The 21,975-nt window shown below is 46.2% G+C and carries 14 protein-coding genes; 6 read left to right on the top strand and 8 right to left on the bottom strand.

What is annotated here, in order from left to right; all coding sequences use genetic code 11:
- Positions 1-22 precede the first annotated feature (22 nt).
- The 4 genes from AC6R16_RS10935 to fabB form a co-directional block, all read right to left on the bottom strand.
- Entirely contained in the window at positions 23-5,677 is a 5,655-nt protein-coding gene (locus tag AC6R16_RS10935; RefSeq protein ID WP_500674375.1) for a FimV/HubP family polar landmark protein, read from the bottom strand.
- Positions 5,678-5,895: 218 nt separating this feature from the next.
- Positions 5,896-6,909 (bottom strand): aspartate-semialdehyde dehydrogenase, encoded by a 1,014-nt coding sequence (locus AC6R16_RS10930; RefSeq protein ID WP_049846685.1) that lies wholly within the window; start codon positions 6,907-6,909, stop codon positions 5,896-5,898.
- Complete coding sequence (locus AC6R16_RS10925) at positions 6,906-8,039, bottom strand: 4-phosphoerythronate dehydrogenase (protein ID WP_500674374.1); 1,134 nt, start codon at positions 8,037-8,039, stop codon at positions 6,906-6,908. The genes AC6R16_RS10930 and AC6R16_RS10925 overlap by 4 nt, the downstream gene beginning before the upstream one ends.
- A 255-nt stretch (positions 8,040-8,294) precedes the next feature.
- Positions 8,295-9,506 carry a beta-ketoacyl-ACP synthase I gene (gene fabB / locus AC6R16_RS10920; RefSeq protein WP_004744485.1) on the bottom strand — a complete coding sequence of 404 codons (1,212 nt, stop codon included), beginning with the start codon at positions 9,504-9,506 and terminating at the stop codon, positions 8,295-8,297.
- Positions 9,507-9,634: 128 nt separating this feature from the next.
- Here fabB and mnmC point away from each other — a divergent pair, with 128 nt between their 5' ends.
- Positions 9,635-11,656, top strand: a complete 2,022-nt coding sequence (mnmC, locus tag AC6R16_RS10915) for a bifunctional tRNA (5-methylaminomethyl-2-thiouridine)(34)-methyltransferase MnmC2/FAD-dependent 5-carboxymethylaminomethyl-2-thiouridine(34) oxidoreductase MnmC1 (protein WP_500674373.1) — start codon at positions 9,635-9,637, stop codon at positions 11,654-11,656.
- Positions 11,657-11,724: 68 nt separating this feature from the next.
- Here mnmC and AC6R16_RS10910 read toward each other — a convergent pair whose 3' ends face one another.
- A complete protein-coding gene (locus AC6R16_RS10910; RefSeq protein ID WP_500674372.1) occupies positions 11,725-12,249 on the bottom strand; it encodes an NADPH-dependent FMN reductase in 525 nt (174 codons plus the stop codon).
- Positions 12,250-12,388: 139 nt separating this feature from the next.
- Positions 12,389-12,652 carry a YfcL family protein gene (locus AC6R16_RS10905; protein WP_049846680.1) on the bottom strand — a complete coding sequence of 88 codons (264 nt, stop codon included), beginning with the start codon at positions 12,650-12,652 and terminating at the stop codon, positions 12,389-12,391.
- 157 nt (positions 12,653-12,809) lie between these two features.
- Here AC6R16_RS10905 and AC6R16_RS10900 point away from each other — a divergent pair, with 157 nt between their 5' ends.
- Together AC6R16_RS10900 and AC6R16_RS10895 are read left to right on the top strand one after the other, a co-directional pair.
- The gene (locus AC6R16_RS10900; RefSeq protein WP_500639569.1) at positions 12,810-14,945 is read left to right on the top strand and encodes an LruC domain-containing protein; all 2,136 of its coding nucleotides are present in this window, start codon (positions 12,810-12,812) and stop codon (positions 14,943-14,945) included.
- Positions 14,946-14,958: 13 nt separating this feature from the next.
- Positions 14,959-15,426: a hypothetical protein gene (locus AC6R16_RS10895; protein WP_500674371.1), complete on the top strand. Its 468-nt coding sequence runs from the start codon at positions 14,959-14,961 to the stop codon at positions 15,424-15,426.
- Positions 15,427-15,489: 63 nt separating this feature from the next.
- Here the strand turns inward: AC6R16_RS10895 and AC6R16_RS10890 are convergent, their stop codons facing one another.
- Positions 15,490-16,530, bottom strand: a complete 1,041-nt coding sequence (locus AC6R16_RS10890; protein WP_500674370.1) for an AraC family transcriptional regulator — start codon at positions 16,528-16,530, stop codon at positions 15,490-15,492.
- 151 nt (positions 16,531-16,681) lie between these two features.
- Here AC6R16_RS10890 and AC6R16_RS10885 point away from each other — a divergent pair, with 151 nt between their 5' ends.
- On the top strand, positions 16,682-18,259 hold the full coding sequence (locus tag AC6R16_RS10885) for an aminotransferase class III-fold pyridoxal phosphate-dependent enzyme (RefSeq protein WP_500674369.1): 1,578 nt from the start codon (positions 16,682-16,684) through the stop codon (positions 18,257-18,259).
- Positions 18,260-18,312: 53 nt separating this feature from the next.
- Here AC6R16_RS10885 and AC6R16_RS10880 read toward each other — a convergent pair whose 3' ends face one another.
- Complete coding sequence (locus AC6R16_RS10880; protein ID WP_500674368.1) at positions 18,313-18,843, bottom strand: elongation factor P hydroxylase; 531 nt, start codon at positions 18,841-18,843, stop codon at positions 18,313-18,315.
- Between the two features lie 218 nt (positions 18,844-19,061).
- Between AC6R16_RS10880 and AC6R16_RS10875 the strand changes: the two genes are divergently transcribed.
- Together AC6R16_RS10875 and AC6R16_RS10870 are read left to right on the top strand one after the other, a co-directional pair.
- Positions 19,062-19,685, top strand: a complete 624-nt coding sequence (locus AC6R16_RS10875; RefSeq protein ID WP_004744478.1) for a trimeric intracellular cation channel family protein — start codon at positions 19,062-19,064, stop codon at positions 19,683-19,685.
- 253 nt (positions 19,686-19,938) lie between these two features.
- Positions 19,939-21,939: a DUF885 domain-containing protein gene (locus AC6R16_RS10870; protein ID WP_500674367.1), complete on the top strand. Its 2,001-nt coding sequence runs from the start codon at positions 19,939-19,941 to the stop codon at positions 21,937-21,939.
- The last annotated feature ends 36 nt before the right edge of the window (positions 21,940-21,975 follow it).

Here is a 21,975-nt window from a genome sequence, read left to right as displayed (position 1 = left end):
TTCACTTGTTATCTAGATTCACCTAGCCCTTATTGATGGTATCAATCAGGTTCTTCGCTTCTCGGCGAATCTCATCACTACCATCAACGATGGCCTCTTCTAGCAGCTTAATCGCTCCTTGAGCATCATTCATCTCAACGTAGATTTTCGCTAGATCTAGCTTACCGGCCGCTTCTGCATTGGCATCAACATCTGCCGCATCACCAATATCACCAATCACATCAGGGAAGTCATTCAAACCGACATCGAGCTTAAGCTCATCATCAATCGCTTGCTCTTCTTCCGACTCGACTTCCGCCATTAACTCATCAATGGTTCGGTAGCTGTTGTCATTCGGGTTGAACTCTTCAAGCTCTGGCTGGTCTTCCCAGTTTTCATCCAGTATCTGAGCTTGTTCAGGCTGATTATCTTGCGCCCAAACATCCGCCTCATCTTCAGGGATCTCATCAGGAATACTTGCCTGCTGCTCAGGTGACAGATTGAATCCATTCCAATCCTCTCCCATTTCAAGCATGGCATCGATATCCATGCCCGCACTGTCAGAAGTGGTGGCATCTATCGGGGTATCAAACGAGAAGTTTGCTGTTTCAGGCTGTTCTTCCGATAACAGTTCATCAAACGCTTTCTCATCGTAGTCTTGATGAGCGAGGTCAATCTCTTGCGCAGATGGAGCAACATTTTCTGAAGGGATCTCACTCAGCTCTGGAAGCTCAACAGGCTCTAACTCAAAATCATCTTCTGTCAGTTCGTCACTGGTTGGTTCAAGATCATCCAGCGCGTCTTCTTCGTTATATTGAGGAAGATCGGCTTCAGCAATTTCAATCGACTCATTGCTCGGTTCCGCTACAGGAGCCTCACTGTCTAGTAAAGGTTCATCAGCAACATCAGCTAAAGCTTCTTCTTCACCAAACTCCGGTAGCTCTAGATCATCAAGCTCGAATGCTTCATCCGCTAGCTCAGCTGTTGGTACTTCAACCTCTGGCTGAGGCTCCTCGGCTACATCAGCCAACACCTCTTCTTCACCAAACTCTGGTAGCTCTAGGTCATCAAGTTCAAACGCTTCGTCTTCTAGTTCCGCATTTGGTGCTTCAACTTCTGGCTCAGGCTCCTCGGCAACATCCGCTAAAGCTTCTTCTTCACCAAACTCTGGTAGCTCTAGAGCATCAAGCTCAAACGCTTCGTCCGCTAGCTCAGCTGTTGGTGCTTCAACTTCTGGCTGGAGCTCTTCAACGACTTCAACTAATGCTTCTTCTTCACCAAACTCTGGCAGTTCTAGGTCATCAAGCTCAAACGACTCGTCTTCGAGTTCTGCCGCTGGTGCTTCAGTTTCTGACTGAGGCTCCTGTGCAACATCAGCTAATGCTTCTTCTTCACCAAATTCTGGCAGCTCTAGATCATCTAGCTCGAACGACTCGTCTTCGAGTTCTGCCGCTGGTGCTTCAGTTTCTGGTTGAGGTTCCTCGGCAACATCAACTAAAGCTTCTTCCTCTCCAAACTCTGGCAGCTCTAGGTCATCAAGCTCGAAAGACTCATCTTCGAGTTCAGCAGTTGGTGCTTCAACTTCTGGTTGCGGCTCCTGCGCAACATCTGCTAATGCTTCTTCCTCGCCAAACTCTGGCAGTTCTAGGTCATCAAGCTCGAAAGACTCATCTTCGAGTTCAGCAGTTGGTGCTTCAACTTCTGGTTGCGGCTCCTGCGCAACATCTGCTAATGCTTCTTCCTCGCCAAACTCTGGCAGTTCTAGGTCATCAAGCTCAAACGACTCGTCTGCTAGTTCAGCGCTTGGTGCTTCAACCTCTGGCTGAGGCTCCTCGGCAACATCAGCTAAAGCTTCTTCTTCACCAAATTCTGGTAGCTCTAGGTCATCAAGCTCAAACGACTCGTCTGCTAGTTCAGCGCTTGGTGCTTCAACCTCTGGTTGAGGCTCCGGCGCAACATCAGCTAATGCTTCTTCTTCACCAAATTCTGGCAGTTCTAGATCATCAAGCTCAAACGACTCGTCTGCTAGTTCTGCCATTGGTGCTTCAACTTGTGGTTGAGGCTCCTGCGCAACACCCGCCAGTGCTTCTTCACCAAATTCTGGTAGCTCTAAGTCATCTAGATTGAACGACTCGTCTTCGAGTTCAGCCGTTGGTGCTTCAACTTCTGGCTGAGGCTGCTCGGCAGCTTCGGCTAAAGCTTCTTCTTCACCAAATTCTGGTAGCTCAAGGTCGTCTAGCTCGAACGACTCGTCTTCGAGCTCTGCCGTTGGTGCTTCAGCTTCTGGTTGAGGCTCTTCAGCGACTTCAGCCAATGCTTCTTCTTCACCAAACTCTGGTAGTTCAAGGTCATCAAGCTCGAACGACTCGTCTGCAAGTTCCGCAGCGGGTGCTTCAACTTCTGGCTGAGGCTCCTGCGCAACATCAGCGAGTGCTTCTTCTTCACCAAACTCTGGTAGCTCTAGATCATCAAGTTCGAATGCTTCGTCCGCTAGATCGCCCGAAGGTGCTTCAATTTCTGACTGAGGCTCCTCAGCAACATCTGCCAGTGCCTCTTCTTCACCAAGCTCCGGTTGCTCTATTTCGTCTAACTCAAACGACTCGTCTGCAAGTTCAGCGCTTGGATCTTCAATTTCTGCTTGGGGTTCTTCGGTGACTTCAGAGAACGCTTCATCCGCGATATCAGGCAAATCCAATTCAACTGGGCCTTCTACTTCAGACTCAGCTTGCGACGCTAAGCTATCTTCTGCTTGAGGCTGCTCGGTTTGCGGCTCGTCATCAATTAGCCAATCATCATCTTGAGGGACACCAAATTCATTTGGAATCGCCTCTGGCATCGGAGCAGTAGATTGAGCTTCAACTGGTGCCTGTGTCGATTCAGGAACTTCTTGAATATCCTCGACTGCTTCAGCGATTTCTGGAGTCTCTTCTTTCAGTGTGTCGCTTTGCTCTTGTTGTGCAAGCACATCATCTTCAACAATTTCTTGTTGCTCAGCACCTGAAGCCGACGTTGCCTCATCCAATCCAACCGATGGGCTTTCTACAACTTGTGCTGACTCGGGAGTACTTTCAGGTCTCTCAACTTCATCAATTGCTGAGGTTAGCCAATCATCGTCTTGTGTCTCAGCACTCGAAAAGTCTTCAGATTCTGCTTCGTTAGATGGCTGACTTTCATCGGCCACTTGCTCCGCTTCATCACCCAGTTGTTCCGCTTCTTCGCTGTCAAACTGAGGGTTTTCAACTTCTTCAATCGCAGATGTTAGCCAATCGTCTTCATCATCTTCTTCTGGCTCTGGCTCTGGCTCTGGCTCTGGCTCTGGCTCTGGCTCTGGCTCTGGCTCTGGCTCTGGCTCTGGCTCTGGCTCTGGCTCTGGCTCTGCAAGCTGAGCTTGGTCAATCTCTGTGTCTAACGCAACTTCATCGGTTACGTTGGCAGCAGGAACATCGTCTAGATCGAGTTCATCAAGAAGTGGGTCCCCCTCCGGAGCTACACTTAACAAGTCATCGATAAAATCTTCACTAGCGAAGTCTTTGTTGTCAGTTGCTGGCGTCTCTAGTTCAATAGACGGCTCATCAGTAGAATCAGCTTCCAGTTCAGGTTCTGATGCCGGCTCTGGCAGCTCTTCTTGTTGATCGATTTCAAGCAGTTCTTCAAATAAGTCGGTCGCATCGTCACCCAGATCTTCGTTGCTGTCTGCTTGAGGATCAGAGTCAACCACATCTCCGAGTAATTCTGTACTATCCGCTAAATCGATCTCTTGAGCTGACGTATCTTCACCAATAAGCTCGTCAAGTTCAGTGTCTAAATCAAATTCGTCTGCACCTTCTGACTCAGCGATAAATTCATCTAAAAGGTCGGTGCTTTCTTCAGCAGGTTCATCAACCGAGATTAGCTCATCAAAGGCATCGACTTCATCGCTAGCCTCTTGCGGTGCAGCCGACTCTTCAAGAAGCTCATCTAAAAGGTCTGTGCTATCTGCACTGACTTCGACACCTTCTTCATCGACAACTTCATCAAGCAGCGCTGTTTCATCAAGCGCATTCGCTTCTAGCGTTTCTAGATCCGCCTGCGCTTCCATTTGGGCAAAGATATCATCGATTTCGCTATCAGAAGCTAAGCTCGGTTCCGTTGAGTCATCGCTTAAATCGAAGCTGTCTTCGCCTTCATCAAGCAAGCTATCAAAATCGAGGTCATCACTGCTGTCATCTTGAGCTTCGTTAAATAGATCATCCAATAATGACTGATCCAACTCATCGGAGCCTAGCTCCTCGCTATCACCATCTTCGGCTAGAAGTGAGTCCAACTCATCTTGCGAGAACTCACCATCATCGGACAGATCGAAACCTTCGTCATCGGAATCATCAATGACCACCTCATCGAGAGCGCGCTCCATCTCTTCAAGACCAAGTGCCTTTTCATCACCGTTGACACTAATGCCGTTCGAGCTCATATCAACATCGACATCAGCCAGTGATTCATCTAGATCACCGTCATCGCCTATCCCTGCAAATGGGTCATCGCTGTCTTCACCTTCAAGGTTGAAATCAAGATCGCTATCATCTAGGTCGGCAAATACATCCACTTCATCTGAATCAGCGTCAGGGTCGACTGAGTCGTCGCCAAATAGTTCTTCTTCATCCTTATCCGATTCGCCAAACAAGTCGTCATCGAGCAGTAAATCATCGTCGATATCTTCATTAAGCGTTTCAGGCACGACTGGCGCAACAGGTTGAACAGGTTGCTGCTCTGTTGGTGCGGCTTGTGGCTCTTCTTTAGAGCGACGGCCCAACAGCATCATGATGATGAGACCAATCAATAATCCCGGGATGATGGCTAATGCTGCAACTAACCAAGTATTTGAGAACAGTTGGTCCATTGCCGAAGGCGCCATTTTTTGCTCTTCTGCTAGGCGCATACGTTCAGCTTCTAGAAGTTTTTCGACTTCTGTGCGTATCCGGTCTTCATCTCCGAGCTCGTCTTTTAGCACATCAACTTCGGATTGAACCTCGGCCAACATTAAGCGCAGCTTATGGTTCTTCTCTTCTAGTGCCATCAACTCTGTTTCAGAGGTTTCAAGCTGGTTCTCGAGTGACTTAACCTGTTTCTGCTTTTCTTGCGATGCGATAGCTTTTAAATCACTGTCTTTCTCAGGCATCATCTCCGGGGCAGTTTCAACTGCTTTTTCCATCGGCTTAGCCATTTCATCAGGCTTATCCACTGGAACAACATTGACTGCTGGAGCCTGTGGTTGAGGCGTTGCAATACTAGGTGCTTTACCCAAGCGAGCTTGGTGCGCTGCCATCACGTTGACAGCTTCTTGAGTGGAGACACTACGAACTTGGCTCAGAGAAGGAATACGAATGGTACTCTGAGGGATCAGCTCGTGGATATTTTGGTTTTCAAACGCTTGAGGGTTGAGTTGAAAAATGGCGTAGAGCGTTTGTTGAACAGTAACTGCGTTAGAAGGGCGTAACTGAGAGGCAATACTCCACAACGTCTCTTGCTCCGTTGTAGGGCCATAAAATCTTGACGGTTCTGCCGTACGCGCATCACGAGCAAGAGGCTCTGAAAATTGGGGAGATGACTGGATCTCACCATTTGGCCCTTTAAGGCGAATGCTCTCCGCGTTTACGATAGTAGTTTGAGTCACGGCAACCATTGCTAGAGGCAATAGTAGACGCTGTAAAAGTCGACGCATATAAGGCTCAGCTATGTGCTCAATTAAATTAATGACGATGATCTGTTAAATATATCGGATAAACCACTCAAAACTATAGGTGGATAGGCAAAAAATGTGTGTCCGGCGCCATATTCGCATTAATCTCACACAATTTTTCAAAATTCGATTAAAAAAGCCTCACACTATGGCGAGGCTTTGATTAGACAATTATCAGCAACAGCAGAGTTTTAGTTTGTCTAGTAGTAGTCGCGAATCAGTACTTCGGCGATTTGAACAGCATTAGTTGCCGCACCCTTGCGAACGTTGTCTGCCACTACCCACAAGTTGACACCACTATGGTGGCTGATGTCGTTACGGATACGACCTACCATCACGTGATCTTTACCGCCTGCATCGCGAACTTGTGTTGGGAAGTCATCACCATGGAAAACTTCAACACCTTCAGTTTGCTCTAGCAGATTAATCACTTCTTGCGCATCGATTGGTGCACATGTTTCTAGATGGACTGCTTCCGCATGACCATAGAAAACAGGTACACGAACACAGGTAGGGTTTACAGTAATACCTGGATCGTTGAAGATTTTCTGTGTTTCCCAAACCATCTTCATTTCTTCACGGGTATAACCGTTTTCCATGAACTGATCGATTTGCGGAATACAGTTAAACGCGATTTGTTGAGAGAACTCTTCGTTCTCTGCTGGCATGCCGTTAAGTAGCTTAGCCGTTTGGCCTGCTAATTCATCAATACCCGCTTTACCTGCGCCCGACACTGACTGATAAGTAGATACGTTGATACGCTCAATACCAACTGCATCATGAATTGGTTTTAAAGCAACCAACATCTGAATTGTTGAACAGTTTGGATTAGCGATGATATTGCGGTTACGGAACTCGGCAATCGCTTCAGGGTTCACTTCAGGCACGACTAGTGGAATATCGTACTCGTAGCGGAACTGTGAGGTGTTATCAATCACGATAACACCTTCATCTGCCGCGATTGGCGCCCATTTAGCAGACAAATCTCCACCCGCTGAGAATAGCGCGATATGCGCTTGAGACCAGTCAAACTCTTCTACATTTTGAACGCGAACTGTTTTACCGTTAAAGCGATAAGTCTTACCTTCACTGCGCTCACTGGCTAGCAGGTAAATTTCACCCACTGGGAATTTGCGCTCTTGCAGCACTTCGATAATTGTTTCGCCGACTGCACCAGTCGCGCCTAAAACTGCAACATTATATTGTTGGCTCATTGACTTACCTCAACCTGAAAACCTAGTTTTGCTAGTGGGGATAGATTGCATGACTCTCCACCGACTAACGTGACTGCACTGTACTCTCGACGATCCCAATAGTTTTTACGCATCAGGTCAAACGAACCAGGCTTGCTGATTTCACGTCGGAATAAGGCGTCATCTTTACGCACATCATAGACTAGCTGCGTGATGTTGTGCAGCGTTGCTTCATCCCACTCACGATCTAAATTGAGCTGTGGGACTGGCGCAATGGGCAGCAAGTCACTGGCATGCGCACGTAATTCATTGTTTAGAAACTCACAGTAGCTATTGAAGATCATTGTCGTACCGCGAGCTTTCCCCTCTAAGCCATAACCTGCCACATGAGGGGTTGCGAATGCTAGCAGAGGCAGAAGCTCCATATCAACCTCTGGCTCAAATTCAAATACGTCTAATGCCGCTACGAACCCATCATTCTTCTGTAAGCGCGCTTTTAGTGCAGCGTTATCGACAATTGGGCCACGAGCCGCATTGATTAAAATTTGGTCACCGCGTAACGTTTCCAACACTGCTTGATTAATTAGGTGATGGGTTGGGTGCTCACCATCACGCGTGATAGGGGTATGCAGAGTGATAATGTCAGCTTGCTCTAACAGCTCAGGCAAAGGGGTAAATTGACGAGTGTCCCCTTCAGCTTGTTTAGGTGGGTCGTTGATCAATACATTAATGCCGATGCCTTCTAAGCATTTCTGTAGATAGCTTCCCACTTGGCCCGCACCAATAATGCCCACGGTTTTATCAAACACAGAGAAGCCATGCTGCTGAGCAAGCACCATCATTACACTGAAAGCATATTCTGCGACGCCTACTTTGTTACAACCTGGCGCGGCAGTAAAGTAAATGCCTTTTTCTTTGAGTAGCGCTTGATCGACGTGATCCATCCCCGCAGTGGCTGTGCCGACAAATTTTAGCTTGTTCGCTTTAGCGATTAGCTCTGCGTTAACCTTAGTCACTGAGCGAATCATTAACGCATCAACATCGATTAAGTCATCGGCGGTCAAGGTGCGACCGGATTTTAAAACAACCTCACCTAGCTGACTAAAAAGCTGTTCAGCATAAGGCATATTTTCATCTACAAGAATTTTCATGGGTTTATCGATTTGGCTTTGAATGGCATTGATTGTGCAAAAAAGGTGAGTCAGTGTCGAGCAATTATCTGATCATCTCTATATCACGAGGGTATTAGATAGAAAAATGCCCGGCACTTGGCCGGGCAATGGTCCAGAACAAAAGGATCTTAACCCGCTCTCCATGGGTTAAAGTCTGCGTCTGTTAGACTAACCTTTATTACTAAAGGTTAGTCAGCTCTGGAAACTGGATTGCTCGCTAATGAGCAAATTCAGTTAGCCTTGGTATTTCTTGATAACTAGCGTAGCGTTTGTGCCACCAAAACCAAAACTGTTTGACATTACTGTCGTCAACTCTGCGTCACGCTTCTCAGTCACGATATCTAGACCTTGTGCTGCGTCATCTAGAGTCTCAACGTTTACGCTTGGTGCGATAAAGCTGTTTTCTAGCATTAGCGTTGAGTAAATTGCTTCGTGAACGCCTGCTGCACCTAGCGCATGACCTGTCATCGCTTTAGTTGCTGAAATTGCTGGGCTGTTGTCACCAAATAGCTCTTGGATAGCACCTAGCTCTTTCACGTCACCGACAGGTGTAGAAGTACCGTGCGTGTTTACGTAGTCGATGCTGTCTACATCTTGCATCGCCATCTTCATACAACGAATCGCGCCTTCACCTGATGGTGCTACCATGTCGTAGCCGTCAGAAGTTGCGCCGTAGCCAACGATCTCACCGTAGATTTTCGCGCCACGTGCTAGAGCGTGCTCAAGCTCTTCGATAACCATCATGCCGCCACCGCCAGAGATAACGAAACCGTCACGGTTTGCATCGTAAGTACGAGACGCTTTGTCTGGTGTTTCGTTGTACTTAGTTGATAGTGCGCCCATTGCGTCAAACATCATAGTTTGAGACCAATCTAGCTCTTCACCACCACCAGCGAATACGATGTCTTGTTTGCCTAACTGGATAAGCTCCATTGCGTGGCCAATACAGTGTGCAGAAGTTGCACATGCAGAACTCATTGAGTAGTTCACGCCGCGAATCTTAAATGGCGTTGCAAGACATGCAGAAACCGTTGAAGACATAGTGCGTGGAACCATGTAAGGACCAACACGTTTTACGCCTTTCGCACGCATTGTGTCTGTCGCAACAGTTTGGTTTAGTGCAGATGCACCACCCGAACCAGCAACAATACCCGTGCGATCGTTAGAAACTTGCTCGTCAGTTAGACCCGCATCTTCAATTGCTTGCTGCATTGATAGGTATGCATACGCAGCCGCATCACCCATAAAGCGCATCTGTTTACGGTCAATGTGCTCTGCTGGGTTGATTTTTAGATCACCCCATACCTGTGAACGAAGACCTTGTTCTTTAAACTGCTCAGAGGCAGTAATACCAGATTTACCTGCTTTTAGAGACGCTAAAACTTCTTCGACGTTGTTACCGATACTTGAAACAATACCCATACCGGTGATTACGACTCGTTTCATTATGACATTCCTATAATTCAAAAATCCGCTAGATGATAACTAAGATAGCGGGGAAAAGTGGTCAGCTTTCCCTTAAAACCGTACAATTGCAATCATATTATCGTTTTTATTCACATATTTCCGACACTATGACCTCGATTACTAATGCCCAACTAGGCTGGAACGATGCGGGTACGCCTGTTTCAGATCAGTTTGATGATGTCTACTTTTCTAACGTCAATGGCCTTGAAGAAACCCGCTATGTGTTTCTACACCAAAATCATCTCCCGCAAAGATGGCAAACGTATGACCAACGCCGTTTCGTCATCGCCGAAACTGGCTTTGGTACTGGGTTGAATTTCCTAGCTGCATGGCAATGGTTCGATCAATTTAAGCAGCAACACCCAGATGCGCCACTAAAAGAGCTCCATTTCGTGAGCTTCGAGAAGTATCCGCTCAGTCAGGAAGATCTGATTAAAGCGCATCAATCTTGGCCAGAGCTGGCTGAATATGCGGAGAAATTGCAAAAGCACTACCCTATTGCGGTTCCAGAATGTCACCGCATTGTGCTTGAAGATGGTGCGATAACGTTGGATCTGTGGTTTGGCGATATTAAAGACTGTATGCCTAAAGTACCGGTGGCCGAGCAAGGTCTTGTTGATGCTTGGTTCTTAGATGGTTTTGCTCCAAGCAAGAACCCTGAAATGTGGAATCAGGATCTCTTCAATGGTATGGCCAAGCTCGCCAAGCAAGATTGTACCTGTGCGACTTTCACTGCAGCAGGTTTTGTGCGTAGAGGACTAATTGAAGCTGGCTTTGAAATGAAGAAGGTCAAAGGCTTTGGTACCAAACGAGATATGATTGCCGGCAGCCTGACACAGCGCCAAGCGGAGACTAATTTTAAACCTTGGTTTGCTCGCACACCTTCTAGTCAATCAGAGTCTATTGCCATCATTGGTGGCGGTATTGCTAGTGCAACATTAGCTAAAACTCTACTGAGACGCGGAAAGAAAGTTGCATTGTATTGCCAAGATGCTCAACCAGCTCAAGGAGCTTCTGGTAATCGTCAGGGTGCCGTTTATCCGCTGCTTAATGGTGATCACTCTGGGGTATCTCGCGTTTTCGCTCCGGCTTTCCTTTTTGCCAGACAATTTGTCGAGCAAGCGGCCGAGAAGATCAAGTTTGATCATAGTTGGTGCGGCGTTACCCAATTAATGTGGGATGACAAATCAACGGACAAACTTGAGCGAATGCTGAGCGGCAACTTTGACAAACAGTTGATTCACCGTTTAGACCAAGCACAAACCGAAGCGACAATTGGTTTGCCAATTGACATGGCGAGTATTCACTACCCGCTTGGCGGTTGGTTATGTCCTGCCGAGCTGACTCAAGGTTTAATCGCCGAACTAGAGAAAAGCGAACAATTTGAGACGTTTTTTGCTACCAAGATAGAGGCGCTAACTTGGAATGATGAGTCGCAAACATGGACTCTCAAATCTGGCGATAACAGCTTCACTCACTCAAGTGTTGTGATTGCCAATGGTCATCAGTTTGACCAACTAGAACAGTCGGCAAACATCCCTCTCGGTCAGGTGAAAGGACAAGTCAGCCATATTCCAACCACCGATGATTTGCAGCAGCTTAAAACCGTGCTGTGTTATGACGGCTACATGACTCCGGTTAACCCGAATAATGGTCACCACTGTATTGGTGCAAGCTATGACCGAACTCATCTTGATTACGAGTTTGACTCTGCCGCGCAGCAAGATAATGGCGACAAACTGCGCAAGTGTGTTCCAAACCCAAGCTGGCCGAACCAGGTTGATACCTCTGGGAACCTTTCTCGTCAGGGGATTCGTTGCGTAAGCCGAGACCATCTACCTTTTGTTGGCAATGTCGGTCAGTTAGAGCAGATTAAACAAGTCTATGCCGAACTACATAAAAAGAAGCCAGCCAAAAACGCGGTAGACGTTCCAAGTTATCCAAATCTATTTTGCATGCTTGGGTTGGGCTCTAGAGGCTTAAGTTCGGCGCCATTATTGGCAGAGACCCTCGCCTCACAGATTTGTGGCGATCCGTTACCCTTGCCAATCGATGTGCTAGAACAGCTTCATCCAAGCCGTATGTGGGTTCGAAAATTACGCAAAGGTAAAGCGATTACCGAACTCTAGCTACCCAGAAAATAAAACGCCGCCACCCTCACGCAGAGAGTGGCGGCGTTTTGGTATCTGCTTGTGTCCTAAACTAGATTAGCGACCGCTTGCTTTACTTGCTCAGCAATTTCTTGATTGCGGAACTGACCTGTTTCTAAATCGAAGTTGTCATAAAAGCTTGGTACGGAAACAGAAGCCTTCACCTCTGCGCCGAAGTAAGGCGCTGAGCCAGTTGCAGCAGCAAGAACCGTTTGCGCGCCGCCAGGCCCCGGAGAGGTTGCTAAATACACGACTGGTTTTTCTTGGAACACATTACGCTCAATACGCGTCGACCAATCAAAGAGATTTTTGTATGCCGCAGGGTAAGATCCGTTATGCTCAGCAAAGGAAACGATTATCGCATCAGCGTTAGCTAAATCAGCTAAGAATGCTATCGCTCCCTCAGCCTGACCAATTTCTTTTTCTGTATCTTCACTAAACATAGGGACTTGGTAGTCATTTAAATCGAGAATCGTTACTTCTGCACCCTCAATAAGATTGGCTGCATATGTCGCTAAAGTCTTGTTGATGGATGTTGAACTGGTTGATGCTCCAAAGGCTACAATTTTCATAATCTGATTTCCTATTCGTTCCTCGATATGTGCTTAGAAGAATATCACTGAACAGAAAAGCAACAACCATAAATAATTTAAGGGGTTGTTCGAAAAATTCGAACAACCCCTTATTTAAGATAATTTAGTGCGCTTCTGATTACGCGTTGTTGACTAGCTCAACCCATAGGTCATTGACAATTGTACGGTCAGCAGGCGTCAGTTCCGAGCGCGCGTCATCTAAGCTGGCTTGAATTCGCTCTTTTAACGTTTCTACATCGTTAATGCCTTCTTCTTCACATGCTGCTGCTGACAAAGAAATATGACCACGTAGATAGCCACCAGCAAATAACTCATCATCCGATGCCGATGAAATACGTGCATCAATTAGCTCTAGCAGCTGTTCTTCAAATTCAATAATCATTTTGCGTTAACGCCTAATCAGTTTGCTTCTCAAAAAGAATGCCAAGCTTCTCACATTGAGAATTCCAACGCAAACCCTAGTCATAGCAAGGCTTAGACGCATGGCACGCCCTGTGCACTTCCTCAAATATTCACCTAAGTTCAGCGAGGAAGAACCAATGAAAATAAAACCTACCGCTCTTCAAATAGCTATGGTCACTGTCGCTTTAACTGGCTCATCAATGGTTATGGCAGAAACGCCTTTTTCTGAGTGTCCAACACAAGCTTTCTTAATTCAAAACCCAACCGGTACGCCAGTCGCTTACGGCGTGAACATCGATGTCGGTAGCTACATCACTTTAGATTCGAACTTAGGTTTAGATAAACTCAACGGCGTTGGATACAGCAAGCACGATGACTTTATCTATGGTTGGGACTACGGTGTCGCCTCACTTTCTCGCATTGACTCAACGTTTACCAAAACCCTACTCAATATTTCAAAGCCTGCAGGGGCTCCAACGTCCATTTATGTCGGTGACGTATCACTGGATGAAAACGCTTGGTATGGCTACCGACCAAACTACGGCTTATATCGAATAAATTTAGATAGCTTGGTTATGGAGCTCTCTTCTCCACCAAGTCAATTTGGTAACCCTTCCATCTATGATTTGGCTTTCCACCCTGATAACAGCCTCGCTTACTCTATCGATGCCAATGGTTATCTGTGGCAGATAGATGTCAGCGCAGGTACCTCAACCCGACTAAACCAATTACTCGACAAAAATGTACTTGGCTATCGCCTAACCTTTGGCGCCGTCTACTTTGACGTCGATGGTAACTTCTATGCCAGTAACAACAGTAATGGCTATGTGTTTAAAGTCTCGATCAATGGAACCAGCTCAACTGCCGAGTTCTTTGCTTATGGTCCATCAAGTAATTCGAATGACGGTGCTCGATGTGCTTTAGCACCTGTCGAGCCTAGTGAATACACCGACTTTGGTGATGCGCCAGATTCTTACAAAACAACCTTCGCTTCATCAGGTGCTAGGCACGGTATGTCTGATCTTAAGCTCGGTACTTTAGTTGACGGTGAAACCGATGCTAGCCCTTACCCTATGAGTGATGATACTTCTGACGGCAGCAATGACGATGACGGAATTCAGTTCCCTGTCCCCATTCAAGTTGGACAAACCAGTAAAATAATTGCAACCGTCTCTGGTGCAACGGAGAACTCAGTGCTCAACGCTTGGATAGACTTTGATCGTGATGGCGAATTTGAATCTGGTGAGATTATCATCACAGACCAGTCAGTGGATGCCAACACAGGTGACATCTTCTTCTCAGTACCAACGTGGGCGGTTGCAGGAGAAACTTGGGCACGCTTCCGTGTTTCGAATACCTCTGGTATAGGTCCTAGCGGCGGCGTGCCTGCAGGCGAAGTAGAAGATTACCTCGTAGATATTACGGAAAGTGGTGTGGTTACAGAAGTGTATCCAAGTGGTGGGGGCTTCACTACCTTTGCCTACGAAGATCAATACCCACTTGTCGGTGACTACGACATGAATGACGTTTTAATGAACGTTAAATTCACCGAATACCAGCTCAACAATCAGGTCATACGTATGAAAATCGAGGGCAAAGTGGCTGCATTAGGCGGTGACTACCACTCGGGTTTCGCCATTCGTTTGCCAGGCATCGCTCGTGAGGATATAAAGTCTGATTCTGTTCAGCTCTATGTGAACAATACACTTCAATCTGGCAGCTTAGAAAGTGATACCACAGATGCCGTGTTTATTATTCATCAAGATCTTTGGGATATCACCGAACCGGGCGAAGCGGAAGGCTGTACCATGTTCCGGACCCAAGAAAATTGTGGTACCAGTTACCGCCCGACATGGAGCTTAACCTTCTCATTAGAAAATGCGGTTAATACCGACACAATGCCAAACTTCCCTTACGACCCATTTATCTTCGCCTCTCCTGGTCATTATTACGGTGACGTCGGATATCAGCTAAGTGGGGGCTATCCTGGGCGAGCACTTGAAATCCATCTTAAAAATCAAGCTCCTACCAGTAAATTTGACTCGCGATATAAGGCGAATGGCGTAGACGCTTCTAATGGCGACACTCATTACCACAATGCCAATGGTCTGCCTTGGGCAATTGAGATTCCGAACACATGGCAGCATCCGCTTGAACAACAAAACATCTTACAAGCCTATTCAAAGTTTGCTGACTTTGCTCAAGATGCGACCGGATTGACCGAACCGACTTGGTACACCATTCCAAACAACAGTAAAATTTATGTCGACTAAGGGAGAGAATATTATGTGGAATTCAAATACAACAATGTTACTTGGACTCGCTTTAATCCTCCCTATCTACGGTTGTGGAGGAGGAGGTGGTGGTGATGGAAGCGCTTCAGGGTCAACGGGCTCTTCATCTCCTGCGGGCAGCAGTACGCTAGTCTCTCTCAGCACACTGCAAATTGATCCTTCCAATAACCTGACTTCTGTTTACAAAGTAGATGTCGATGTGAGCCTGCCTCACTTAGCCTCGTCACAAGTTTACATCTCCATTTGTGACAACGCAGGCGGTAATCTAGAGTCAGTGGATTACAACAAGTGCTTGGTTAAGGCAGCGCTACAATCTGGCACGGGTAGCTACCAGCTTCAGGTCCCAAATCACTGTGAATCGCTAATTGCTGTTGTGTCTGTAATGGAACCCAATACAGCGCCGCTTGTGTACACTCTTAACCACAACAACCAGCCTCAAACTAACTGGTTAATTCAATAAATATGTTGAGCTCCTCGTCATCAAAGCGAGGGGTTCATTTGTTAGCATCAGCGATTGAACACGTTAACTCGTACTTCGATGAGTACGTCTAAACCGGTTAGGAGTTTGCTGAGTTAGCCGCTTAAACGCTCGTACAAATGGGCTTATCTCTGAGTACCCTAAATTAAGGGCAATATCCGTCACACTAGCATCCGATTCAATCAAGGCGGACTTGGCTAGCTCTACTAGCACTCCTTCCTTTATCTGGCGAAAAGTATACCCTTCTTCAAGTAAGTACCGATTTAGTGTTCGTCTCGACATATTAAGTTGGGTCGCGATACTTTCAGCATCGACCCTTTTGTTGTGCCAAGATTCAAGTAATACGGAGCGCACGTACGAGCTAAGTTCGAGTCTTTCAGACGCTCTATTAAGTAGATCCATACACTGTTTTTCGAGAATACTTAATAATGTCGGGTCAGCATTTGGAATTGCAGTCGTCAATAGTTGCGCAGGCAGTTCGATGCGATTTACATTCTGGTTGTAATGCACACCTTCGCCAAAAACAGTCTTATGTTGACTAGTATCACTAGGAGGTGGAGAAGTAAGCAATACACGAGTTGGTAGCCAATCTTGACCACAATATTGGCGAATGAACAGAATACATGTCGCTAGGGTAAAAACGACATCTTGATGATTCGCGACGACCTCAGGGAGCGTCACTTGATAAGAGATATGAAATTCGTTATTCGCTTCTAAACATGTCAGAGCTGAGTCTTCTTGGATAATTGGAAAGTAGCGCTGTGCATGTTGAAAGGCTTGAGCGAGGGTTTGACTATTGCTTAGCAAATAGCCATACACACCTAAGCTGTTTAGTCCTCTACTCTTAGCCAGATCTAGCGCTATGTTTTCATTGTTGAGCGCTTTTGCTGTCCACTCAAATAGCTCACTGTAGCTTCGATAGGATACAAACTCCGTATCTGAGGCAAAATTGGTTAGTTGCAACCCCAAGTCTCGACTCGCCTGCTGTATCTGCAAACCCGAATCTTGCACAAAATCGAACAACCAATGTGTAAGAGATAATGCCGCCCTGCCCCTCAAAAACACTCTTTTATTGACATACATCATAGCGCTCATCCTTAAAAAGCTGTCTCAAAATGTATGAAAAGACTCTCAATTGGTCAATTTTTTCCTAACAAGACACTGTAGTTTGGTGATCGAGCACAGTTTTTATCCACTCTGCCTAAACAGTTTTTTTGTCATTTACAGGGAAGTAACCATGAACAGAAATGCTTTCAATACCCCCGCACATCAAGACGGGTATCAAGTCAGTCGCGCTGACCGAGTGTTTTGCAAACCTTCAAATATGGCAAGTAGCCAACCTCACGATTATTCCCAAGCTCATCGCTGGGCACCTGAGGCAAACTTTTTCGATTTTACCAGCCTTTATCCATCCCAGATTGAAGAATATGGCGTGTTACCCCAAACACAACTCCTTGAGTTGCATGAAAAATACCTAGCGCTTTGGCAAGCTAAAATGCCAACCTCAGCTTCTTTGCAACAGAAAGCGAGAAAAAATATGCTTTGGGGGGTCTTCGGCTCTTACCAGAAAGATTGGCACACCCCTATACTGCCTTATGCTAAACATTGCTGGGGAGGACGACTGACTGATGTAGATGATAATGAATATATAGATTTTCAGTTTGGCGACACACCTTCAATGTTTGGTCACGGGGCTGAAAATCCCGCGATTCGCGCGGCAGCTGAGTCCCTGTTACAAACAGGCATTGATCCTATGATGGGTACAGAACAGCAAGCCACAGCGGCTCAGGAACTAGAAAAACACTTCAACTTACCCGTATGGATGCACGCTCTTACTGCTTCTGATGCTAACCGCTACTCACTTGCTATCGCTCGGACGGTCACAGGACGCCCCAATATCGCTATCGCTAATTTTTCCTATCATGGGACAATAGATGAGACGCAGAAAATCATGGTTAGCCCTGGGGTAATATCTCGTGCTCATGAAATTCCACTCTATCATGGCGAAGTTGATCATGGGACGAAGGTATTCACTTGGAATGATCTCGCCTCCCTCGAAGAGTGCTTGCAAGATCAAACTGTCGCGGCGGTACTCATTGAACCGATCATGTCCAATTTAGGCTGGGTATGGCCCGATGATGGCTGGCACCAAGGTGTCAGAGAGCTGACTAAGAAATATGGCACCGTTTTAATCTACGATGAAACTCACACCCTCGGCCATGACTGGAATGGGTCTGTGAATGTTCAGAATCTAGAATATGATATGTGGACGTGCGGTAAGGCGATTTCATCAGGCATCCCGGGCGCTGTTTTTGGTATGACTCGAGAAATCGCTGACTTAGTTGAAGACTGGCAAAACGAGGCAGGATCCATGTCTGGTGCTGGCCTCGGATTCTTAGGTAATGCGCTAACAGGTAACACTATGTCTACTCAAGCGCTAGAGGTCACCCTCAAGGAAATCTTAAACCCAGAGTTTTTTGCTCCGATTCATGACAAAGCTGAACGAGTGTTGATCGGCATAAACAGCAGCTTCGAAAAGTACTCTGCGCCATTTCGGGCCGAACGTATGGGCAACAGGCTTTGCTTTCACTTTATTCCCGAGCAAGCATTTGATCCACTCAGCGGCTTAGTGCAAGTTGGCTTTGGCGGACTGTTTGAGTTTGTTCACTCTTACTTGTGGTACCACGGCATACTCATCATGCCATTTTTCAATATGCTGCTTGTCTGTCCTCAGCATACCGAAGAGGAATTAGATCAATTGATTTCCGTATTTGATGACATGGTTGCCATTATTATGGGTAAGAAACAAGGTTAGCAATGTGCAGGCATCACTGATTTCAAATTAGTGATGCCTGCATGCTTAGATGTTCAAGCAACTTCAAAGTGCTGAGGGATGAGTTCTGGCGTAGAGTAAAAATCTCGCAATGCATCCGACAACATTTTAACTCTTGGCGGCAAACCGGTTGCCAAAATTGACATCACTTCTGCATGCACTTTCGCCATAAAGGCTAAGCGGTCAGGTTCAAAATCACCATTGAGGTTGTCGCAACTGACTGTAAATGGAAACCCAGCACTTTGAGAAAGAATCCACTCGTAAGCCTGTGGGCGAATCTCTACCTTTTCAAACTCAGCCTGTACTTGTTCAGTGCGACCATCTGGCTCGTACCAGTAGCCAAAATCTTCCAATAAACGACGCTTAGGCCCTGCAACACACCAATGAGCAATTTCGTGCATTCCTGACGCATAGAAACCACGAGCAAAAATAATCCGATGATGCGGTATTTTTTCATCTGCAGGCAGATAGATTGGCTCGTCACCACCTAGCTCAAGTTTGGTGTTATAGTCAGCCAAAAATGTGTTATTAAAAATACGGATTAAGTCTTGGTAGTCGTGGTTCATAGCTCAGTGGTTAGCGTTTTCATACAGCGGCAAGCATTCTCGCATTTTTATTGGTAATTGCAAATCCACAACTTCTATAGTGATATTAGAAATAGTTATCTGAAAAGTAATTTCACACCAACAAAATCTCATTCGTCACAGATCACATTTCCTACTACACTCACGCCTTAAATTTATGTGATAAGCCTAACTTTTTGGCCATTTATTGAGAATTCACCATGCTGCTAAGTGTTTTATATATTATCGGTATTACTGCGGAAGCGATGACGGGTGCTTTGAGTGCAGGCAGACGCAAAATGGATTGGTTTGGTGTCATGCTTGTTGCCAGTGCAACGGCAATTGGTGGCGGTACAGTTCGCGACATTCTACTGGGTCACTACCCACTTGGTTGGGTTAAAAATCCAGAGTTTCTTGCCATTACCTGTGTGGCAGGCGTACTGACTACAGGTTTAGCAAAGTGGGTCCTTAAACTAAAAGGCTTATTCATTCGATTAGATGCCTTAGGTCTTATTGTATTTAGTATTATCGGTACCAAAGTTGCGATGGGAATGGGTCACCATGCGCTGATTTGTATGGTCTCAGCATTGGTTACCGGTGTCTTCGGTGGCTTATTGCGAGATTTAATCTGTCGTCAAACACCGTTGGTACTGCATGAAGAACTGTATGCCTCGGTAGCACTTATCGCATCGGGAATGTACCTACTTCAGCTAGAGTTTGGTGTTAATGACGTGACAGCAACGATTTCGACTCTGATAGTCGGTTACTTGCTGCGTATGGCCGCGGTTCGCTTTAAGTGGCGACTGCCGTCATTCCATCTCGAAACCGAAGGTTCACTGCACTAATCTCGCATTCGCCCTGTTTTACAGGGCGTTTTTATATCGACTCATCTCTTTACCCACCGCTTACATAGCCACGAACTTTCAAATTGCCGTACACAAGTGGTTAGTTATCAGTAAGTTAATCCTGTGACCTTTTGCACAATCCTAGCGAGCCATTTATCTTACCCTTATCGCCAACAAGGAAAGTTCAGGCATTAGTCCAACCAAGACCTTTCCTTTTTACTCCTACTACAATTAATAAGCAAAAGGTCTAACAATGAAAAATAGACTAGGTCTTACTCTCTCTGTACTTACACTCTCCCTATCCGGATGTAGCTCTTTGTCCACACCGGACGCGTCTCAACAGTTGTCTGCTTTGCTAGATGAATATGGCTCCGAATATAAGTCACTGGACAGCTCGCAATTTGGCATTGTTAACGATCAAATGGCGAACGCGAAACAAACGCTTGATAGGCTCTACCTGAGTAAACTACTCGAAATTGACCGTAGTGCTTTATCGAATGAAGAGAAGGTTTACTACGACACATTTCGCTTCGATCGAACCACTGCAATCCGTGGCGCTAGCTTTACCAATGCTCGCTTTGGCAACCTAGATGTACCCGTTACCCACTTCTATAACTACATTCAATGGAACGCCGAAGAAGCAGGCGCTGCGATCGATACCGATGACGATGAATCGAAAACATATCACGATCAACTCGAAACTCTTCAAGAGTACACGTCTTGGGTAAACAACCTACGCAGCCAATACAAGCAAGGCCAGCTAGAAGGCATACAGTTGTCTGCAATTCTTGCTGAAAGGCTTTACCAAAGCAGCGTCGATGCAATTAGCTATGATGATTTCTCTATCCTCAAAGTCGGTTTGAAAGATCTCAAGACTCAATCTCAATACAGCCCTAAATTTGTCCACCAGTACGAAAAAGAAGTGGGTAAAGCGCAGCTCGCGACGCAAAAGCTACTCGCTTACCTTCACGGTCAGTACACCAAAGCCGCGCGGGGCGATGGACAGCTTACTGATACAAACATCGGTTGGGGAGACTTACCCAACGGACAAAGCTGGTATCAGTGGCATTTAGATAGAAACAGTACCACTGGAAAATCCGCTGCAGAATTACATCGATTAGGAGAACAACTGGTAGAAGATGCCAAAGCTGAAATGATTCGGGTTGCGGAGCTTGTCGTTAAGAAACGGGGCACAATCGTCGAAGCTGACTATCGGAACCCAATCACAGGTAAAGTTGAAAAACACACCTTTGAGCTTGCCAATGATTCAGGAAAAATTAATCTTGATGAGTTTTTTAAATACCTCAATAGCGAACAATTTTTCTATGGGCGAGATGGACATTCGATTGGTAACAAGCAGTACAGTGAAGTATGCAGCCAAGCTTCAACTCCCACGGCGTGTGAAAGCGCATTAACGGATTACTACCTGTTCAAAGTCAACGCCAATGATGTCGTACAAGGTTATTTCAAACCGATCAAAACCGACTACTCGATTGAGCCAACCGCGGCAGAAGACGAGCTATACGCTGGTGTCGCCTCCTATGATGACAATGTCTTCACCCTTAACACGAACCCGGATTACAGTTTGCAGAAATGGAATGTTTCCACGCTATTGCTTCATGAAGCCGCGCCAGGGCACCATTTCCAAAATGCTTATGCGCTTGAATACCCACCAGCAAACAAACCCGCCTATATGGAGGATGTTTGGTACACCGCTTACGGCGAAGGTTGGGCACTTTATACCGAATGGCTAGGATTAGAAATGGGCATCTACGGTGAGTTGGATAACCATGGCAAACCGAGCTTTAGCAACGGGACAGGAATGTGTACCACTAACGCCGATTACAGCCAACTACAAGGTGGTATCTATAAGGATGAACAAGAGTGTAACGCCCTTCAATACTTTGGCAGCTTAAATGAAGCACAGTTGCGTAATATGCGCTTAGCTATTGATACAGGCATTCACAGCCAAGGATGGAGCATTCAACAAGCGCGTGACTATATGAAAGTTAACTCGGCGCTTGGGGACGGAGATATCGAATCGGAAAGCTTCCGCTATGCTGCCTATGTAGGCCAAGCTGTTTCTTACAAATCAGGTTACTTGGTGATCAAAGAAATGCTGGCTAAAGCACAAAGTGAGCTAGGTGATCAATTCAGCTATGCCGAGTTTCATGATCAGCTACTGCGCTATGGGCAGCAACCTATGGAAGTGGTACGCGAAAACATCAACAATTGGATAACGTCAAAAAAATAGAGATAGAAAATGGGCTTGGTATTACCAAGCCCATGC

The sequence above is a fragment of the Vibrio sp. R10-SG3-ISO10 genome, from assembly GCF_059834185.1.
Note: the sequence above shows the minus strand (reverse complement) of the source record. Positions and strands in the feature narration are given on the sequence as shown.